This is a genomic window from Waterburya agarophytonicola KI4 (genome assembly GCF_020640915.1).
Classification (GTDB): domain Bacteria; phylum Cyanobacteriota; class Cyanobacteriia; order Cyanobacteriales; family Xenococcaceae; genus Waterburya; species Waterburya agarophytonicola.
The window spans coordinates 1-18,751 of the sequence record NZ_JADWDC010000004.1; the positions used below are offsets into that span (position 1 = coordinate 1).

The following is an 18,751-nucleotide window of genomic DNA, read 5'->3' on the forward strand; positions in this document are numbered from 1 at the left end:
ATACTATGTCCAATTCTTCTAGCCCTTACACTGAAACCATTACCGATCTTCTACAGCTTCTTACTGATGCTGGCGTTATTTCTCACGACAACCAAGAACGAGCTAAAGCGGTCGCGCACAATTATCTCGAACAGCATTCTGACTTTATCTCGATTACTTGGGACGTTGATGACGTTAAAGCAGTAGCCAGAGATCGCAATCTCCAGCTCACTAATGAACATTGTTTAGACGTTTTGGATTACATCGAATCCAACCATGATGCAAATATCGGTATTTCCTGGGACTCTGTTCACTTCGCTCTTGATTCAATGGACTTTGATTAATCTCTCTCCATCAACGCAAAAAATGAACTTTTCTAATTCTTACCATCGCTCTAACAAACCCCCCACTATCAAATGTCCTCCCAATCCGAAAAAAACTCTAATTATTCCTCATGAACCTGGACAACATTGATTTTAATTCTGCTGCTTACACCATCAACCTCGACGGTTCTTATCTTCACCAAAAAGATAGTCTTTGGGGTCTTTACGACTTCGGCGATTCTCCCGATAATCCTATCGTTCCCTATACTTTCCCTACTCGAAACGAGTTAATCCTCTGGTACTTCAAAGATATGGGTTGGAATATCAATCTCTACTTAATTCACCTTTCTTGAGCCAACTACTAGCTAAAAATTATCATGCCTAATTGGTGCAACAATACTCTCCAAGTCAATGGCGACTCTCAACACATCAATCAACTTCCTTGGAGCGATCGCGGATTACTCTTTGAGAAAATCATTCCCCGACCTTATGACCTTCAGCCAGAAAAAATTGAGTCCTGGAGTCGTCTACATTGGGGCATTAAATGGGACTGCGAAATTGAAATTGTCGATTACACGGAAGATTTTCTTGAACTTCAGTTCACTAGTCCTTGGATAAGTCCTTTTAACGGCTTTAATGCGATCGCAAAACTGTTTCCTAATCTGACTCTTCAGTTAAAATCTTCTGAGTCTGGAAATGATTGGCAAGAGTTTTGTCTTTGGCAAAACGGTAATTTAATCCAAAAAACTACTGGCTCTTTTTACCAACAATCATCTCTAAGATGTCCCAACTGCCAGTCAGATTATTTTCCAGAAATCGATCTCGATGGTCGCATTACTTATTCCGAGTGCCTCAAATGCGGCTGGCACTGCTAAGATTTTTCTCTTTGAAGAGTTTTAAAACAGCATTAGTCCCTCCTTGGACGCAAAGCGGTCGCCTGATTCATTGCTACGCGATCGCTCTCTCCCTTATAAATTTACAATCTCAAATAGTTTTCCTTTGACGCACCCCATACCTAAAGGCAGAGGATTCCTAAGAGATAGATGACTAACATGGAACAAAAATCTCAAAAATCGAACAGTGAAGAATTGAATTATCTTACAAGAGAATTTGTTAAGCAAGATTGTGGCACTAATGGGGCTATTCTAAGCGATCAAGATTGCGACATCATCATTGATAAAGTCAAACAACTTCATTCAGTCGGTAAATTTCATCACACTGGTGTTTATTGGATTGCTAACTCCCTCGCTGCCGACGGTCTGATTCAAGTTAAACAAAGATAGCAATAAACTTCTCAGATTTCATAATGTTGAATTAATTGATTTAAAGAATCAAGAATCAAGAATCTTGATTCTTTAAAATATCGCTTTCAATTAAAGAACTCGTCTTGTTTGCTAGGCTTTAATGTATAAAACTCGATTCAAGTTGATCGATATCCTCACTATTAAATGAAGCCAGCAAATTTGATATTTTTTCCGAATAATTGTCAGCAACATTTAGAAATTTATTAACATATTCTTCAAATAATACATAATCATCAAGTGAAACTATTTGAGCGAGTGGTTCAGCAGTGATAGATATCAACGAAGCAATCATTATCATTGAAAAAGTTGCTACATCAGTCTGGAGTTGAAATATACATCGATCCTAACTCTCCCTCTCCTTTTTACTATTTTTAATAAGAGCAATGATATTATATAAGAGTAAGGAAACAGGAATTAAATGCTCTACACTGAAACTTCTTTTTCCCAAGCTATATTCCAAATGTTTGAAAACTTAGATTCTTGGTTAGCAGAAAACTACCAAAATCTTCCTCCCAATGCTGTGAAAGTCTATCTTTTTGGTGGCTGTGCCGTACATCTCCATACAGGATCTAGAACTAGCAATGACGTTGATGCAGAATTGAAAAAACTTGACAATCTGGCTTTTCCTGAGATAACTATTAAACCCGTCTTTTTTAGAAATGAACGGGGATTACGAAAAAGTCTATTTTTTAATGGTAATTTTGATACTTCTCTAGCTTCTCTCAATCCTGACTACGAAGAAAGAGCAATATTTTTACACCAAACTCGCTCTAAATTAGTCTCCCTTTTTCTCGTTTCTGCTGTAGATTTAGCTGTTTCTAAGTTGAGTAGATTTGAAATTAACGATCGCTCCGATATTAAAACACTCTACGAAAAAGAGCTATTCACCGAGCAGGAATTTATCGATACCGCAAACGAGGCTCTAAGCTACTACCCTGTCCGACCCGATGGGCTATCATTTAATATAAGGCAAGCTTTAGATCTGATTAGAAAAGAACAATGACTTTACAGCAACAGTTTGAAAATCTAGTTGGTTCGTCTTTGACGAACCTCAATTCAGAAGATTTAAAGCCTGTTGCTCTTGGTTTTTGGTACGAAGACTATACTCCAAATCTCGACAAAATGAACTCTATGGAACTTCGTCGTGCTGGTTACTTGCTTGATTTATTTATGAGCTTCAATTGTGTAAGCGATCTCCGACAAATTGAACTTATGGCATTAACTCAGAAAATCAAAGAAAACCTGCCCGAATTAAAACTTGTTACTTCCAGTAAAAGCTTAGACCCAATAGCTCAAGAATGGGATCTTGATGAGGACATATCTACTGCCATACAACCTTTACTACAATATCAAACACGGCACTACGTTCATTTTTGATACCTTAATCTGGCTCTTGATACTGAGAAGTTCGTCCAGAATTGTAGACATATATTAATTTTCTGCGATCGCGATAAATTGTTGAGGTATTACAGGGAGGCATATTCCTTTCCCTTTCTAACTTCTAAGCACCACCTAAAAAAAATAGTTGTTGGCAAGCGCGGATTTCTATTACGTCAGAAAAATTAGTAAAATTCTCAAAGGCTCATTTTTTCGACTGTTTATTTTTCTTGGGAATATATTTCACAGTCTTAATTTTTCTATTAGGAAACAGTTGATTAAATGCTTCTATCGCTATTTCAGAATTATGCTGTGTTGTATTCGTTCTTACTCGACTCATTTTGTCTCCAAAAATAAATTTACTACATCAACGCTGATAGGCGGCAAAGCACACAAAACAAAAAGTGAAAATGGAATTACAAGTTGAGACTATCACTTATTCATCAAACAGTGATACATATATCTCCAAGATAGATGACTTTTTAATAACGCCAATGCATTCTTCCATTAAAGCAGATTTTAGCTATGAGTTATCCTCCGAAGACTTTGCAGATGGCGTAATCAAGCTCAAAAAGGTTGGATCTATCTCAGCTTACAGAATAAACTTATTTGAGCCTGAACGAAGTCTGGCGATTTTAGCCGATCTTATTTCTCAAGATCTCTGTTTCGCTGCAAGCTATTTTCTTTACGATGATGGCAAAAATTATTTATCCTCTCAATATTTGTACTATATTGATGAGGTTTTTATTAAGCCTGAATACAGACAATTTGGATTTGCGCTGAAGGGACTAGCGATGTTTTTGGAGAATTTTGCTCAGGGAGAAGCCGTTTCTTGCCATCCCTGTCCTCTGAAAGACTTGAGAGCAAAATATGAAGAGAAATACGGCAAACGCTTGCTCAGAAGATATTGGTCAAAAGTCGGACTGAATAAATATTCAATAGACAATAATATTCTTTGGACAGACGATTGGTCTATGCCCTCTTGGTTAAAGCATCAAATTTTTTTTGAGGATTAAGTTTGCAACTCCTTACAGAAATTTAACGACCAAAAACCTGTTTTTTGAAATGATTCCATTAAATACAGAATAGCTTCTAGTAAGACTAAGGTTACATCCAGTAGCTTTCATTTGAATAACTCTAAAGTTTCGGTTTATCGTCAAGAATTTCTTTATTAACTTTGCGATCGCATCCTGTTTCCGCACAAGGTCAACAACAACAATCTTTATAACTTATGCGATCATCGCTTCATTCTCATTTTCAAGATTCTTGTATCAAGAAAAAAGAATCTTGATATTTCTCACAATCTATCATTTAGCTCTTTTACTCGTTTCAAACCGAGTCATCCACTCAACTACACGACGGACAATCGAGAGTGAACTCAGGCGCGACTTAGAACAGTTGAGTTCATACCTACGCTCAGGACATACACCCGTTAATCTTGAATATTGATTCTTGATTCTTACTTGCGATCGCCTGTGGATTAAAATATGTGTATTGTTTGCAAAAACAATGCTCTAAAGCTTTGAACTCAAAGATCTTAAACCAAAGCTAAATATAACGCTACCAAATTTCCAAGTTAAAATAGCTTTAATTGAATTGTAAAGTTAATTATTTTTTAGCTGTTTCATGAAAGATATTTACAGCATGAATACTTATTACGAGGGTATTAATGCAGATAACATACAACTCGAATTAGATCGTGAATATTTTCATCTCAATCCCAAGCGAAGTCACTATATTAGGGAAAGATTACCAAATGAATTAGGTATCAATAGTCCTTATGTGCTAGTAATCAAATTAGGAGAAAACGAACGGACAAGGTTTCCCTCAGAAACTACCACTATTTCACGGCAGAAAGTTAAAAAACTTAGAAAAATTTCTCTAAAAAAGATCAAACAGCAGCGATCCTCACGTTATGCCTGAGTTTGATCTAATCTTTATTCAATAATCTTGATTCTTGATTCTTTAAAACTGAAGAAAGCGATCGCCCGAACTATTAGTGCGATATGCAGTCAGGATTATGTTGCTAGAGTCGGTTAATTTAAAAAGAAGCAATTTTTTATCTGGGTATGTCCGACTCAAATATCAGAAATATATTGAAGCAATTCAGGATGACAATGAAACCATTCACCCCTAACAATAAACTTTTAACGTTTGGTTCTATTGATGGCGGCTTTTTCAATAAAATTGCCACTCTATTCGTCGAGTGATCGTAGACAAATTTCAATCTGCCTAAATTTGCCCGTACTCGATTTGATAATTGCCTATTTTTACCGAGTGCATTTTGAGTAATCTGGATTAATCTGTTGCTTGATATGTTTATTTCTATGTTTAATTTTTATTCTTCAATAAACCCAGGTCAATCTTGACTTGGGTTTTAAAATTTTAAATGCCAGTCTTTTATAGCGGTGACTGGCGGTATTTATACTCTCTATTGTCTCAGATCCCTTGTCTTTAGATGTGATTTGGATCACTTCAGACATTTCTAAGTTGTTAGCAAAGCAGATTTCTGTTGCGCCAATATTTCTTTCTTGTGCAATCGCTTTATTTTCGCTTTTCCTTATTCTTGAATCAAGAAAAAAGAATCTTGATATTCCTCGCAATCTATCATTTAGCTCTTTTATTCGTTTCAAATCGAATCATCCACCCAACTACACGACGGGCAATCAAGCGTGAACTCAGGCGCGACTTAGATCGATCAAATTCATAACCACACTCAGGACATACACCCGTGAAAAACGGGTGATTATCTAACAGATACTCCTGTTCTTCTTTAGTTCGATATGAATGATTTCGGATCAATTCGTTCCCATACCAGCAGTATCCTTGAGGAGACCATTGTTCTTCTGGTTCTTTTTGGGGGTCAGGTCTGAAATCTATACAGCTATTCCCCTCTACTCCCTCTGGATGTACCCCACAGACAACATATGGCGAAGGCGAATAGAATAAACGGCGATCGCATTCTGGTATTTTTGGCATGACAGCATTCTTGTTAAGAATTTTTGCTTACTTTAGTAATGAAAGCGGCAAGAAATAATAGTTATGTAACGGTCATCTACTGCATACACGAGACGATTGCTATCATCAATTCGACGAGACCAAAATCCTGATAAGTTTTCCTTCAAAGGTTCTGGCTTTCCTATTCCATTAAAAGGCGTACTTTTTGTTGCTTTGATTAGCTTATTGATTCTCTTAAGGGTCTTTTTATCCTGCCCTTGCCAGTAAACATAACTGTCCCACGCTTCATCAGTCCATGCTAATATTCGACTACTCATCCAACAATTCTTTTTCTGTTACTTTTCCCGCCCTGTATTGAGCTATCGAACGCTCTAGATGAGCTGCATTCGCAGGAGACTTGAGTAGATGAACCGTTTCCAACAAGCTATTAAAATAATCCAGAGACATTACTACCGCATCATCTGCATCCCTTCTGGTTATTACCGTATAGTCGGCATCATCAACTACCCGATCCAACACATTTTTTAGCTTGTTTCTCGCTTCGGTAAAAGTAATTATTTTCATCCTAAACCTGTCTTACTACCTGTACAAGTATTTTATCCTAATCATCAAGAATTTTGATTTCGTTTCATTATCTTCTTCAAATATTCCAGTGAATACCCTCGCTCTAATGCACTTTCCCACTTCTCCCAGCTCCCTGAAAGGCATACCCACTGCTGCCCTTCTCTGATTTCCTGCCCAGAGCAATACCCCAATTCTCTAGATAAGTCATACCAATGACGGAATACTGCTCCTTTATCAACTTCTGATGATTGGCGATCAAGATCGCTTTCAACAATATTTTGACTTGACCAATCCCCTTTCAACGCCGATACGAAATACCCCGAAGGATTTGGAATGTGCTGTTCTCTTTTTCTCGCTCTCACCAATGCGATTGCACCCTCTACCTTCTCTGCTGGATACAATTTCAGTAAATCCTTTATCGTTCTGTTTATTGGTACGCCAGCACTATCTAACAACGGTATTAATTCTTTCCATTTTTTATTGACTATATAGTCAATTTTAGCGGCTTCTTTTTCTTTATTAAGGTTTGACTTATCTTGCGTTGATTTTTGTTTTATTTGGTTAGAAAAAGTAGTTAACCTATCTGAATGATGATTTGTATTGGATTGAGTTTTTTCTCTTTTTGAGGTGTTTTTCTGTTGGGCGGCAGCAATTGAGGAATTTTGATTTATGCGATCGCTTAATTGCTTTGTTGTTAGATTTTTATATTTAGTACTCTTTGTATTGTTTTGAGACAATTCACAGGACTTAGTTGTTTTGATTTTCTCAATACTTAGTTCTGTGGAATCCTCAATACGGATGCTTTCAATACTTTCAGCCTTTTCTATCAGTTTTCCAAGTTCTTCATAGTTGATACTGTAGTAGTAGGTTTGGTTCTTCGGCTGCCACCAAAAACTTTTATACTCCTGCTTCTGATGTCTGGCGAATAACTTCTCCCTTCTGATTAGATTTTTCTCTAACAGAGATGCGATCACTTTTCTAAGTTTCCATTCTGTTAGTCCTACTAGTACTTCATTAAGCCATTCACTGATAGGTTTGAATATCCACCTAATTCCATCGATTACCACTCCATATTCTGAATAGCTCCAGTAGTGTAATTGCTGTAGAAAACGCGCCTCGTTGTAATTGTGGTCTAGTAGGGCGATTAGAGAGTTTGAGATTACTACCGTGTCAAACTTAGTCTTTAAACAATCTATCTGAATTACTGGAGAATTAAGAGTGCAGCTTTGCTCCACACCATTTAAAATGGTCATAACGAATATTTCCCTCCTTTTAGGGATATTGGTCATAAAAGCGATCGCTAAGTTTTCTCAGGACATAGGCGATCGTTTTTGCTATTTACAGCAGATTTTTCTTCTTTTATTGTTTCGGAGTAAATTCAAATAGAGCTGCGGGCATTACTATCTCATTTATTCCTTTTTCTTTGTACAGCTTAGTCAAACAGTTACAAAGATTCTCTAGTGTATCGCCATCAATCCGAGGCATTGTATCTGCCGTTTTCATTCGAGAAACAGAAGTTTCATGAACTTTTAGTTCGGCTGCCAATTCCCGATTGGTTATTTTGGCACGCGCCATTACTTCTCTAAGCTTCCATCGAAGCATTTGCTTCCCCAAAGTCAACATTTTCTAATGTCCTCTATTTGATGACTTTACGCCACTACTTTAGCACACAAGATATTATATTTACTACTTGACGCTATATAGCGTGACGCGCTATACTTAAATCATAAGGAAACGGAAAACATTAATCCGCAAGCCATAGAAGTTAACCAAATAATGTAAATCAATAAATATGAGAAACGATCGCCCTCCGTCCAAAGATTGCGATCGCTCTCTACACCTCAACAAATCAATTAAGGTATTTAATATCATGACACAAGCTACAGCTACGAAGCTAGCAGTAGAAGTAAAAAACTGCGCTACTTGCCTATATTTCGACAATTTTCACGAGTCAAATGGAAGAGGATGGTGCAAACTCTTTGACCATCAAGCCAGAGAGCATCATGAAATTACGAACGACTGCATCGTATCTTCTGACCTAGCGGTTTCAGTAGAACTCGAAGATAACTTAGATATTTTTCCCGATATCGATTTAGAAGAACTCGAAGCATTTCCAACAGAAGAAATAATAGATGAAGCTGATAAATCTCATGCTGAATATGAAGTAGGAAGTATCGTTAAAGTAATTGATAAAGATGAGCATTACATGGAATGGGCAACCTTCGAGATTGTTGAATGCCAATTCAATCAATACACTTATAACGAAAATAATCCTGAAGCTTATTTAAACCATGTTGAATGGCATTATCGTCTAAGCAGCTACGCTGATGGAAATACGATGCCTACAGAAAGCTTTGTAGAAAGTAAGTTTTTGTGGGTAGCAGAGAATGAAATCTGCGCCTTTGATATGGCTCATAATATCTGCACCGAAGATATGCGGAGCGGTATCCTTTAGGACATTTTCTAAATAAATAAAAGATGATCGCTATCATTGCTAATAGCGATCGCAAATCTTTTCAGTTAGATCAACACAATCATCTAGAAATTACTATGCCATTACCAGAACACAACATAGAACGAGAATTCGCCTTAATTTTGCTTTCTCTCCATCTTCAGAAATACCCAGAGCAGGCAACTATCTTGGCTATGAATCATTACGAAGACTACATGAATCTGGCTCACGATTATAAATTACTCAGAAGAGATCTTGAGAGATTACAACAGGAAAACTTTCAATTACGAGTCGAAAACACAAAGATTAAATCTTCCACACCCTCTAAATCTCCACAATTACCTTTATTTTTAGAAAAATGATCCAGCAACAGTCATAAATATCTATCGTTGTCAAAACTGTAGAAGAAAATAAAACCTGTTAGGGGGCGATTGCTAAAAATTGGGTAGGACAGAAAATTAATTATTGAACCCGCAATCGTCAACCGATAGGCGATTCGATACGAATACAGACAATCGACAGAAGTATAATTAAGCATGGAGGAAAAAAACATGGCTAATGCAGAACCGAAACAGCAGTACGAAGGAGCGATTCTACAACAGCTAATCAAAAATTCTGAAAGATTAGTTGTAATAGAAAATGAAGTTACTAAAATTTCTCCTTTGGAAGAGAAGGTAGATTATATTTACAGTTCTATTAAATGGATAATCGGGTTATTGGGAGCAATATTAATTGCTGTGTTAGCTAATTTGTTGAGTCAACCAATTTTAAGTATATTTGGCTGAAACTGCGTGTCTTTGTACTATAGAAAAAAATAGGGCAATTGGCTGAAGCTGAATAAATAGACATTATTAGAAAAACTATGACGCAATCATTACCCTCGAAACAAACTGAAACTGAGAATAAAAATTCAGAGGATATTTCAAAAAAAGATTTTGCCGATTTATCAACAACAGAGATGGAAAAGTTGATGAATAAAGGAATCAAACAAGCAAAGAAACGGATGCACGATAAAGGTATTTCTAGCGTCTCTTCTGTAAATGGACAGATATACGAAGAACTCCCTGACGGAACTAGAAAAAAAAGAAATTAATCAAAGTAGATGAACAACCCTGTCCTAGTTATGTTCGCAGGTCCGTGCGCTGGAGCGCACCGCCATCGCAAAGCGATGTCGAATCCCCTTCGGTGATTGGTTCGGGAAAGTCTAGTATAACTCCAGTGTTCCAAAATCAGCCTGGTTTTCCTCAAAAATATATAAACCCAGATGAGATAGCTTTAACCCTTGGTGGCGATACAATGTCCAAAGCTTATGAAGCATCAGCAATTGCGGCAAAGGAAAGACTTAAATGTATCGAACAAAAAGTTTCTTTTTCCTTTGAAACTGTCATGAGTCATCCTTCCAAGTTAGCTGTTTTAGAAACCGCAGCAGAAGCTGGTTTTGAAACTAAAGTAATATTTGTCTCTACTGAAAACCCAAATCTGAACATAGATCGAGTAAAACAAAGAGTTCTAGATGGGGGACATAATGTACCAGAAGACAAAATAGTCTCTCGTTATCATCGTTCTTTGTCCTACTTACCTAAAGCTGCTGAAATCGCTGATAAAACTTACATTATAGATAACAGCGACTCTCTACAAATAAAAGCAGTTTTATCTCAAGGTCAAGTCATAGAACAACCTGAAGTGAAAATTGATTGGGTAGAGAAAACAATCGCTACTTTAAACGAACGACTACAGAAAAAATTAGCGATAGAACGGGTTAATCCTGATAGTTCGGTTGCGAGTTTAAATCGAAGCAACCATACAGGAAAAATTAAATCAGTTGGCAAACATTTTTTAGTTCAACAAACAAAAGACAATGGAACAGTAGTTCATGAAAATTCAATTTTAAATTCAGATGAATCTGCTGTCGGTCACGATGTCTTAATTAACTATCGTAATGGAGTACACAAAATCAGTATTCCCGAAATTTCAATAGACACATCCGACAAAATTGAAGATACTTTGTTCGATCTTGCTAATTCTTCAAAATACATAGTGCTAAATCGAGGTATAGACAAGACAAGTTCTGAAGATCTTAAAGTTTATAACTTTCCAAGTGGCGTAACTATTGAGAAAAGCTCTGAAAGCTTATCAATTTCCTATAATGATAAATTGCTTCGATTCGATCGCGACTTTAATATTATTCAAAATGATTTCTCTAATCGAGAAATTCTGAAGCTTAATCAACAAACCCAATCGATTAAACAGCATACTCTTAAACAAAGTCGCGATCGAGAAATACAGATAGATCTTTATCTATCAATTTAATAGATTTCTTGAATCTTCAATCTTCAATCTTGAAATAAATTAAATATATAGTCTAATGACATCAATCCAACAACCAAAATCATTAAAAGCAGTTAGCAATCAAATAACATCTCTTTTTATGGCAGAACTAGATTCTAGGACGGGACTTTGGTTTCCTATCAAAAAAATGACCTGGAAAGAAAAACAAAATAATAATTATTTAGACTGTTCTATTCACTTCATTAAAGGAGCGCAAATATATCAATCTCTTTATCCAGAAAGAAAAAATCTATTTGTGCCTAAAGATCTAAGCAGAACAATGAAATACAAAGATATTCTTAAGTCTGCTTGGCGTAACCGAATGCCTGTCGCCAGACCTTTAGAAGAAGAACTGAAGATTTGCATGGGGTTTAATTCTGAGGACTCTATAGATCCAGTAAAATTTGTGGCAAGAGATGGAGGCTATAGACACGGAGATTTGTGCGGACTCTTTCCAGAAATCACTCCAGACGAACGAGGGAATTATAATTTTGTATTTCGTGGTGTCGATACATGGACTATGTGTACGAATAATAAACCCGAACTAGAAACAATTTCTACTGGAGCAAATATAACAGTAAAGCTCCCAGAAAAAGAGAAAGTTATGCCAGGAGAATGGGAAAAGCCGATGCTCGAACCACCTCCTGAAACTATCAGAACAACAATGTATGCTGAAAATGAAATGGTTGGTTATGCTCCTCACTATATCCAAAAACTTTATCAACAATTTAGAGAGCAACTCCAAATTAAAGTTTTTCAAGTTAATTCTGGAGTACCCTTTGAATATCAGTTTTTATTTTTAGCGACGGTTAATCAAAAAGCAGGAATTCCTTTTTCGGATGAAATATTTCAGCTTCTCAACCAATAAAAATTATTTCTCAAAATTTGATGGACGATAAATTTGATATTGTTTCCATCCCAGCAGAAAAGTTTATTTTTAATAAACAACTTGATGGAATAATCGCTAAGGGTTGGGTTGAAACTTCTAAGGGTCGAGCTTTATTTAAACAAGCTGCACAAGTTCCCTCAGATCTTTCCGAATCTAGAACCGATTGGTCTGAGAAAATTACTGCGGAGTTAGCATCCCGCATTCAACTTCCTGCAGCAAAATATGAATTTGCTCAAGTCGAAAGTCCCGATCTAATAATTCCAGGTTCGATCTCAACAGACCTCTCTAATCCAGGAGAAAAACGTATTCCTCTGGCAGAAATACTTGATGAAAGCATAATCGATTACGATTATGCCTTCAACTATGAAGTTTCTCAAGTAATTCAAGTCCTGAGCGAACAAGATATTAAAATCCCTCCTGGCTACAAGCTTCCAGAAGGAATTAATGACGGAGTTGATATGTTCGTTGGGGTTTTAATGCTTGACGCTTATGTCGGAAATACAGACCGACACGATCAAAATTTAGATATAGTCCAATTAGAAGATGGCACTAGTTACCTTTCTCCAGTCTTCGATCACGGTTTTAGTCTTGGTGCAGTTTTAGACGACAGAATGAGGGAGAATAATTCTCCACAAAGGTATTCTGAGGTCTTCAGCGATTCGTCGTTTAGCATTGATGGAGTTGATGTATCTGGATTAGAAGCCTTTGAGGAAGCTGCTAAGTTAAGACCACAAGCAGCCAAAATTTGGCAAAACCAATTATCTCAAATCCGTACCCAAGAAATTCGAGAATTATTCGTCAGAATTCCAGAAGATAGAATAACTTCAAGATCTAGAGATTTTGCCAGTGATTTATTGAGTCATAACCAATCTCAGTTATTAAGTCTCAATTTGAGTTATCAACAAAATATAAGTCTCGCCCCTCAAAATATATCTGCTAGGGCATCTACTCTAGATACTTCTAAACCTATTGAAGACGTTAAATTCGAGCTGGCAAGTTCTGCCAAATACATAGCATTTAAACAAGGCAAGGAAATTATTGATTCAGTAGATGGGGTAACAATAGAAAAACAAGATAATTTATCAATTCGCTATGAAGGCAAATTAATTGAATTTGACCGCGATTTTAACGTGATTAGCAATGAATTTAGCGATCGCGAGCTTCGTCAACTAAATCAAAAAGTTCAAGTTAATAAACAGCAGCTTAAAGAACAAAGCCAACAAATCAATCGAGATCGTAAAATTCAAAGAGATAACGGTCTATCACTTTGATAGATTTTAATAACCTCAAAGAACGAAATCAAAATCGATAAATCAATTGCGATGGCGGGCTTTTGTTTGTTATTTTCAAGATTCTTGATTCTTTAATCTTGATTAAACTATCTCGACAAACTATTTTTTCTGAGCTATCTTGATTCTTGATTCTTGAATTTTTAGATTATTTTTTCAAGATTCTTCTTTCAATACTCTTCATTCTTTTGGATTTACCTAAAATGTGTAGAACCATCTCAATCTTTAATATGAAAGGAGGCGTGGGTAAAACCACTACTGCCTATAACTTAGCTGCTGGTCTAGCCGATTTCTGTCACCAAAAAGTTTTACTTGTTGATATTGACCCCCAAGGTAATTCTTCTGCGTCTTTCGGTATTCCCATTTGGGATTTAGAATTGCAGATCCGAGATGTTTTACTTCGCAAAGCTTCTATCCAAGATACTGTTATCTCCATCCGCGACAATATTGATGTTGTTCCTTCCAACATCATTTTGGCTGAAGACGAAATCCCAATTTCTGGTTTACCTGGTCGTGAATTACTTCTTCGCAAAGCTATTGCCTCGATTGAGGATAAATATGATTATATTTTGATTGACTGTCCTCCCAATATTGGTGTTTTTTCCATTAATGCTCTTATGGCTAGTCAAGAAGTTCTCATTCCTGTTGATTTAAGTTTTCTGGGTCTTCTGGGTCTTCGATCAATCGAAAAAGCTTTAGATCTTATTCGCACTGCTCTCGACCACCCACTTAAAATCACTGGTGTTTTAGCTACCCGTTATGATGGGCGCACTAATGTTAGTAAGGAGGTTCTCCAATCCTTGAAAGACACTTTCTCTGACAAGATGTTTTCTACTGTCATCCCTGAAAACGTCAAAATTAAAGAAGCTCCTAGTTTTTCTATTCCTGTTTACCAACACGATGAAAAAGGCGTTGGTGCTAAAGCCTATTCTTCTCTTGTCCAGGAGGTCATATGTCGCTAAAACAAAATAAATCCAAATCTGCTCTCGGTAATAACCCTCTTTCTGACCTCTCTTCTTCTTCTCTAGGCATTTTTAACCGTACCGATAAAATTGACAACTCTCAAGAATCAAGAATCAAGAATCAAAATTCTGACTTTCAAGAATCAAGAATAAAGAATAAAGAATCTTCTTTTTCTCCTCTCTCTGACCGTGACCTTGATAAAGAAAAGGTTAATCTTCGCCTTCCTCTCGAACTTAATGATTGGCTTGATGCTACTGTTAAGCGTTCTAAACGTTTGCACGGTCACAAGATCAAGAAAGAAACTCTCGTTCATGCTGCTCTCCTTTTCTTTCATCATCTGCCCCTCGATTGGGATTCTATTCAGTCCATCGATGATCTTCAGCTTCGACTTCATAGACTCTCTTCTATCTTGAATCAAGATTCTTGAAAATTTTGGCGATCACTCTTCTCCTATTTTAATATTCTTGATTCAAGAGTATTGATTCAAGATTCTTTTTTCTTGCCACCAAGAGCGATCGCATCTCTTTATTTTTATAGGTTGTCGGCGCAGCGAATTTCTGTTGCGCCTGAATCTCTCTTCTTCACGATAATCTTCTGTTCCCGCGCAAGGTCAACAACAACCAACTGTATTTAAACCCGTTCGATAATTACTTTCTCTCTACAAAAATCAATTTGATTGTTAGAGCAATTCAATTTTAAAAGCTATTTCTTGTTTGGGTAGTAATTATTGTCACTCTTTACTGTTTAATGTTCGAATTTTACCTGGAGATAAGATTACTGCTTACTCAGCTTTAATTGAAGACTCTAAAGGTAAATTAAGAAGAAAAAAATCCACACTACGATCCCAGACTCTCACATTTAAATGATAAAGAACTTTCAGATCGAAGAGACTTTTCTTGCTACTGGAAAGTTCGTGACATAGATTCACTATGCAATTGGTATAATTATAGTAAAGTTAGCTAAAAACAATGACTCAAATACCGCAGTCAAAACACGGCAAAACGGCAAACAATAGCTTGGCAGATACAACTAAAAAAAGCTTTTTCGATTTGTCGACAGCAGAAATAGAACAATTGGTGGTTGAAGCTACTACAAAAGCTAGAGAAAGGATGCACGATAAGGGCATTTCGACCATTATCTCCATTGATGAAAACGTATACGAAGAACATCCAGATGGCAGTCTAACTTTACTTCATGAGCGACCCACAAAATAAACCAGTTCTTGTGATGTTTGCTGGACCTAATGGCTCTGGTAAATCTACCATTACTCCACTGTTTCAAAACCAGCCTGATTTTCCTCAAAAGTATATTAACCCAGATGAAATAGCTTTAACTCTTGGTGGCGATACAATGTCCAAGGCTTATGAGGCATCTGCTATCGCTGCACAAGAGAGACTGATATCTATTGAAGAAAACGAATCATTTTCTTTTGTCGGTCATGATGTCGTGATTAGCTATCAAAATGGAGTACACAAAATTGATATTCCATAAATCCTTTTTTATTAGGATAAATCGAGTTTTATATTAACCAACATGATTTTTAATTTTAGCTTTATAGCTTTAATCAAATAGTGGTGATACGATTTCTTTTGCCACCATCATTTAAAAGCTGAGGATAGTTAAAGCGTAAATTATGACCTCATCAATACTGTGTCATCTTCTAGTTGGTTTACCTGGAAGTGGCAAATCAACTTTTGCTCGACAACTAAATGAACAGATACCTAATTCCGTTATCATCTCTACTGATGCGATTCGTTTGAGATTATATGGTGACGAAAAGATTCAAGGAGACTGGAATACAATAGAGCAATCGGTAATTGAACAGGTTCGGCTAGCAATAACACACGAACAAACTGCTATTTATGATGCGACTAATGTTCGACTAGATTGGAGAAATTCACTGTTGGACAAAGTTAGCGATCTTAATCCTGAATGGATTGCTTGGTGGATAAACACACCAGTAAATATCTGTAAATACTGGAATAGAAGGCGATCTCGTAAAGTACCTAATTACGTTATCAATGCTTATTATGACGATCTTCAGCAGTCTCCACCAACTCTAGGAGAAGGATACATCGCAGTTAAAGAAATAACGCCTTTAGGTTAAAGCCAAATCACTTGCCGATTTTTAAGTGGGGGTGGATTGTATTGCGATCGCTTTTTGCTTGAACTTTGCTTTGAAAATACCATCAAAGCTTTTCTCTTATAGCTTAATTGTTAAATATAAGGATAAGAGCTAAAATATAACAACAAATGTTACGCAATAGAGCTTAAAACTTGTCAAATCTATACGAGCAAGCATCCGAGGAAGGAGCGAAGGTCTGGCTCAAAAAATTATTAGTAGAAATGTTGCCAGCCTTACCGAAAGATTTAGATGGCTGTAATCATTGGTTTGACTCTCTTATTCAAGCTTTTGAAGCCAGAAAATTAGTTGAGCCAAAGCAACAAAAAAATTATCTAACACAAGTACGTAATGCGATTAAAGTAATAGATCCCAAACATCCTGCTTTAGATGTGGTTAAATTTGATAAGTCTACATGGGTAGAAATCAATAATAGCTCCACCGATCGCATTGCCGAGAGGAATACCAAATTTATCCGCAATCCCGAAGCAATAGCAAACAAGGCTAAAGAGTTGATAACTAGTTTGGACTGGTCTGAGATTGCAGCAGGATTAGCCGTGTTGACAGGACGTAGAAGTAGCGAGGTAATTAAGACAGCCAAGTTTAGTTATAAGACTAAGTTTAGCGTCATGTTTAGCGGTTCTCTCAAAAGAAGAAGCGAACCAATTGATGTAGTGTTTGAAATTCCTACTCTTTGCGAGGCGGAACTAGTAATCGATGCGATCGCGCGTTTGAGAAGATTTTTAGGAGATGAGATTGACGAGTTATCAGTCAGACAGATCGGCGGACGTTACTCAAGGGCAGTAGCCAAAAAATGTGACGAACACTTTGCAGAGCTTGTACCAAAACGGGATGGTGAAGACAATCTTTACTCCCATCTATTTCGAGCTGTTTATGCCACTATAGCAAGTCACTGGTATTGTCCGCCGACTATTCCTGAAATGGAATATCGGGCAGCAATCCAGGGTCACTACCAAATTCTGGAAGAGAAAAATCCAGTTTTACGCAGATCCTTGGAAGCAGGTCGGCATTACTATGACTACAGAATCAGCGATGGTTCGGGCAATATTGACGGTAGATTGGGAATGAAATTAGGTCTATCGGGCGTAGAAGTCGTCGAACAATTCGCTCGCATCACCTCTGAGGATAGAGCGAAGGACAACCGAAATAATACTCCTATTGAATCTGCTTTGATTTCCCAACCCCCAAGTGAGCCTCCTAGAGAAAAAGATCTAAATCAAATTCCTAAAAAACATTTGTTGAGAAGAAAGAGAATGAATGAATCAGTGACTGTTCCCAGATACTTAATGTCTCGTTTGATGGGATTATCTGAAAGGTTGGAATTAGATGAAAAAGAAACCTTAGAAGCTCTATTTGATTGGGCAGAAATAAGCTTATCCTTAGCAGAAATCCTAGAGATAGAAGAGTTAAAGACTAATGTACTTTATGACAAAGTAGAAGGATTAATCGAAAAACTGGGACAAGCTGAGGTTCAGAGACCTCGACAGAAGACCGATATTAAGGGAACTACAGACGATAATATTTCTATTAATACCGAATCTATCAGAGATCTTTCTTCTTCGGTGAGAATTTTGTCCGAGCTATTGGCCTCGAAAAACCCTTTACCTCGAAGTATCAATGGTAAGGACACGACTACTACCCCTACAGTACAAAGAAAAACCTCTCAGCAAGGAAAGAACGAGGCAGATACGACAAATAATAAAGTGGTTCGACAAGAGTCAAGCAAGCCAGAAGCAGACAAGACCGAAAACGATAAAGGGAGAAAAGTTTCTCAAAGAACAATTGAAGCAGAAGCAATAATTAATAATGCGATCGATAAAATAATCGAGTTTAACGAGCAAGAAGGTATAACTCACAAAGAAAAAATTAGAATAGGTATAGGAGGAGTGAGAACGCTTACAGGAAGGGGAGACAACATAATTAGAAGAGTATTGAAAAGAAGAGAAGATGAACTTGAAGAGCATCATCTGCATCATGAGTTGAGTTCGACCCATAACAGTAAAGGCAAAACTGCACCGTCAATTGATGAAGTAATTGAATTTGACAAAGATAAGGTGATAGAAGAAATTTGCCAGTAAAAAATAAGTCAACTAAAAGTTGAGTTAGGCTGGGTGAAAAGAAATTTTAAGGCATACCAAGTGGGAACTATTTGATAATTTAGATCGCTTAAAGGATACCACCA

At 36.8% G+C, this 18,751-nt stretch carries 26 protein-coding genes; 21 read left to right on the forward strand and 5 right to left on the reverse strand.

The window, feature by feature from the left end; all coding sequences use genetic code 11:
* The 8 genes from I4641_RS02275 to I4641_RS02310 form a co-directional block, all read left to right on the forward strand.
* A partial coding sequence (locus I4641_RS02275) for a hypothetical protein (protein WP_229638804.1) occupies positions 1-323 on the forward strand: 323 nt, incomplete at its 5' end.
* A gap of 110 nt (positions 324-433) precedes the next feature.
* Positions 434-655 carry a hypothetical protein gene (locus tag I4641_RS02280; protein WP_229638805.1) on the forward strand — a complete coding sequence of 74 codons (222 nt, stop codon included), beginning with the start codon at positions 434-436 and terminating at the stop codon, positions 653-655.
* A 24-nt stretch (positions 656-679) separates the two neighbouring features.
* Entirely contained in the window at positions 680-1,177 is a 498-nt protein-coding gene (locus I4641_RS02285) for a hypothetical protein (protein WP_229638806.1), read from the forward strand.
* 168 nt (positions 1,178-1,345) lie between these two features.
* Positions 1,346-1,585, forward strand: coding sequence for a hypothetical protein (locus I4641_RS02290; RefSeq protein WP_229638807.1), 240 nt, complete (start codon positions 1,346-1,348; stop codon positions 1,583-1,585).
* A gap of 439 nt (positions 1,586-2,024) precedes the next feature.
* A complete protein-coding gene (locus I4641_RS02295; RefSeq protein ID WP_229638808.1) occupies positions 2,025-2,609 on the forward strand; it encodes a DUF6036 family nucleotidyltransferase in 585 nt (194 codons plus the stop codon).
* The gene (locus tag I4641_RS02300; protein ID WP_229638809.1) at positions 2,606-2,983 is read left to right on the forward strand and encodes a hypothetical protein; all 378 of its coding nucleotides are present in this window, start codon (positions 2,606-2,608) and stop codon (positions 2,981-2,983) included. The genes I4641_RS02295 and I4641_RS02300 overlap by 4 nt, the downstream gene beginning before the upstream one ends.
* 410 nt (positions 2,984-3,393) lie before the next feature.
* On the forward strand, positions 3,394-3,999 hold the full coding sequence (locus I4641_RS02305) for a hypothetical protein (protein WP_229638810.1): 606 nt from the start codon (positions 3,394-3,396) through the stop codon (positions 3,997-3,999).
* A 610-nt stretch (positions 4,000-4,609) separates the two neighbouring features.
* Complete coding sequence (locus tag I4641_RS02310) at positions 4,610-4,906, forward strand: hypothetical protein (RefSeq protein ID WP_229638811.1); 297 nt, start codon at positions 4,610-4,612, stop codon at positions 4,904-4,906.
* A gap of 422 nt (positions 4,907-5,328) precedes the next feature.
* On the opposite strand, the gene I4641_RS02315 is transcribed toward I4641_RS02310, so the two are convergent.
* The 5 genes from I4641_RS02315 to I4641_RS02335 all read right to left on the reverse strand — a co-directional run bounded on the left by I4641_RS02315 (position 5,329) and on the right by I4641_RS02335 (position 8,128).
* Entirely contained in the window at positions 5,329-5,616 is a 288-nt protein-coding gene (locus I4641_RS02315; protein WP_229638812.1) for a hypothetical protein, read from the reverse strand.
* A gap of 378 nt (positions 5,617-5,994) precedes the next feature.
* Complete coding sequence (locus tag I4641_RS02320) at positions 5,995-6,258, reverse strand: Txe/YoeB family addiction module toxin (protein ID WP_229638813.1); 264 nt, start codon at positions 6,256-6,258, stop codon at positions 5,995-5,997.
* Complete coding sequence (locus I4641_RS02325; RefSeq protein ID WP_229638814.1) at positions 6,251-6,505, reverse strand: type II toxin-antitoxin system Phd/YefM family antitoxin; 255 nt, start codon at positions 6,503-6,505, stop codon at positions 6,251-6,253. The genes I4641_RS02320 and I4641_RS02325 overlap by 8 nt, the downstream gene beginning before the upstream one ends.
* A 44-nt stretch (positions 6,506-6,549) precedes the next feature.
* Positions 6,550-7,758: a hypothetical protein gene (locus I4641_RS02330; RefSeq protein WP_229638815.1), complete on the reverse strand. Its 1,209-nt coding sequence runs from the start codon at positions 7,756-7,758 to the stop codon at positions 6,550-6,552.
* A 106-nt stretch (positions 7,759-7,864) separates the two neighbouring features.
* The gene (locus I4641_RS02335) at positions 7,865-8,128 is read right to left on the reverse strand and encodes a helix-turn-helix domain-containing protein (protein WP_229638816.1); all 264 of its coding nucleotides are present in this window, start codon (positions 8,126-8,128) and stop codon (positions 7,865-7,867) included.
* Between the two features lie 169 nt (positions 8,129-8,297).
* Between I4641_RS02335 and I4641_RS02340 the strand changes: the two genes are divergently transcribed.
* The 13 genes from I4641_RS02340 to I4641_RS02400 all read left to right on the forward strand — a co-directional run bounded on the left by I4641_RS02340 (position 8,298) and on the right by I4641_RS02400 (position 18,647).
* Positions 8,298-8,960 (forward strand): hypothetical protein, encoded by a 663-nt coding sequence (locus I4641_RS02340; protein WP_229638817.1) that lies wholly within the window; start codon positions 8,298-8,300, stop codon positions 8,958-8,960.
* 23 nt (positions 8,961-8,983) lie between these two features.
* Entirely contained in the window at positions 8,984-9,319 is a 336-nt protein-coding gene (locus I4641_RS02345) for a hypothetical protein (protein WP_229638818.1), read from the forward strand.
* 189 nt (positions 9,320-9,508) lie between these two features.
* Positions 9,509-9,742: a hypothetical protein gene (locus I4641_RS02350; protein ID WP_229638819.1), complete on the forward strand. Its 234-nt coding sequence runs from the start codon at positions 9,509-9,511 to the stop codon at positions 9,740-9,742.
* Between the two features lie 77 nt (positions 9,743-9,819).
* Positions 9,820-10,050, forward strand: coding sequence for a hypothetical protein (locus tag I4641_RS02355; RefSeq protein WP_229638820.1), 231 nt, complete (start codon positions 9,820-9,822; stop codon positions 10,048-10,050).
* 44 nt (positions 10,051-10,094) lie between these two features.
* Entirely contained in the window at positions 10,095-11,267 is a 1,173-nt protein-coding gene (locus tag I4641_RS02360; RefSeq protein WP_229638821.1) for an ATPase, read from the forward strand.
* A gap of 55 nt (positions 11,268-11,322) precedes the next feature.
* Positions 11,323-12,153 carry a hypothetical protein gene (locus I4641_RS02365; protein ID WP_229638822.1) on the forward strand — a complete coding sequence of 277 codons (831 nt, stop codon included), beginning with the start codon at positions 11,323-11,325 and terminating at the stop codon, positions 12,151-12,153.
* A 20-nt stretch (positions 12,154-12,173) separates the two neighbouring features.
* On the forward strand, positions 12,174-13,445 hold the full coding sequence (locus I4641_RS02370; protein ID WP_229638823.1) for a HipA domain-containing protein: 1,272 nt from the start codon (positions 12,174-12,176) through the stop codon (positions 13,443-13,445).
* A 221-nt stretch (positions 13,446-13,666) separates the two neighbouring features.
* Complete coding sequence (locus tag I4641_RS02375) at positions 13,667-14,425, forward strand: ParA family protein (protein ID WP_263858097.1); 759 nt, start codon at positions 13,667-13,669, stop codon at positions 14,423-14,425.
* Positions 14,416-14,853, forward strand: a complete 438-nt coding sequence (locus I4641_RS02380; RefSeq protein WP_229638825.1) for a hypothetical protein — start codon at positions 14,416-14,418, stop codon at positions 14,851-14,853. The genes I4641_RS02375 and I4641_RS02380 overlap by 10 nt, the downstream gene beginning before the upstream one ends.
* A 541-nt stretch (positions 14,854-15,394) precedes the next feature.
* Positions 15,395-15,640 (forward strand): hypothetical protein, encoded by a 246-nt coding sequence (locus I4641_RS02385; protein WP_229638826.1) that lies wholly within the window; start codon positions 15,395-15,397, stop codon positions 15,638-15,640.
* Positions 15,621-15,917 (forward strand): hypothetical protein, encoded by a 297-nt coding sequence (locus I4641_RS02390; RefSeq protein WP_229638827.1) that lies wholly within the window; start codon positions 15,621-15,623, stop codon positions 15,915-15,917. Before I4641_RS02385 ends, I4641_RS02390 begins: the two co-directional genes overlap by 20 nt.
* Before the next feature lie 142 nt (positions 15,918-16,059).
* Complete coding sequence (locus tag I4641_RS02395) at positions 16,060-16,533, forward strand: ATP-binding protein (protein WP_229638828.1); 474 nt, start codon at positions 16,060-16,062, stop codon at positions 16,531-16,533.
* Between the two features lie 170 nt (positions 16,534-16,703).
* Complete coding sequence (locus I4641_RS02400) at positions 16,704-18,647, forward strand: protelomerase family protein (protein ID WP_229638829.1); 1,944 nt, start codon at positions 16,704-16,706, stop codon at positions 18,645-18,647.
* Positions 18,648-18,751 lie beyond the last annotated feature (104 nt).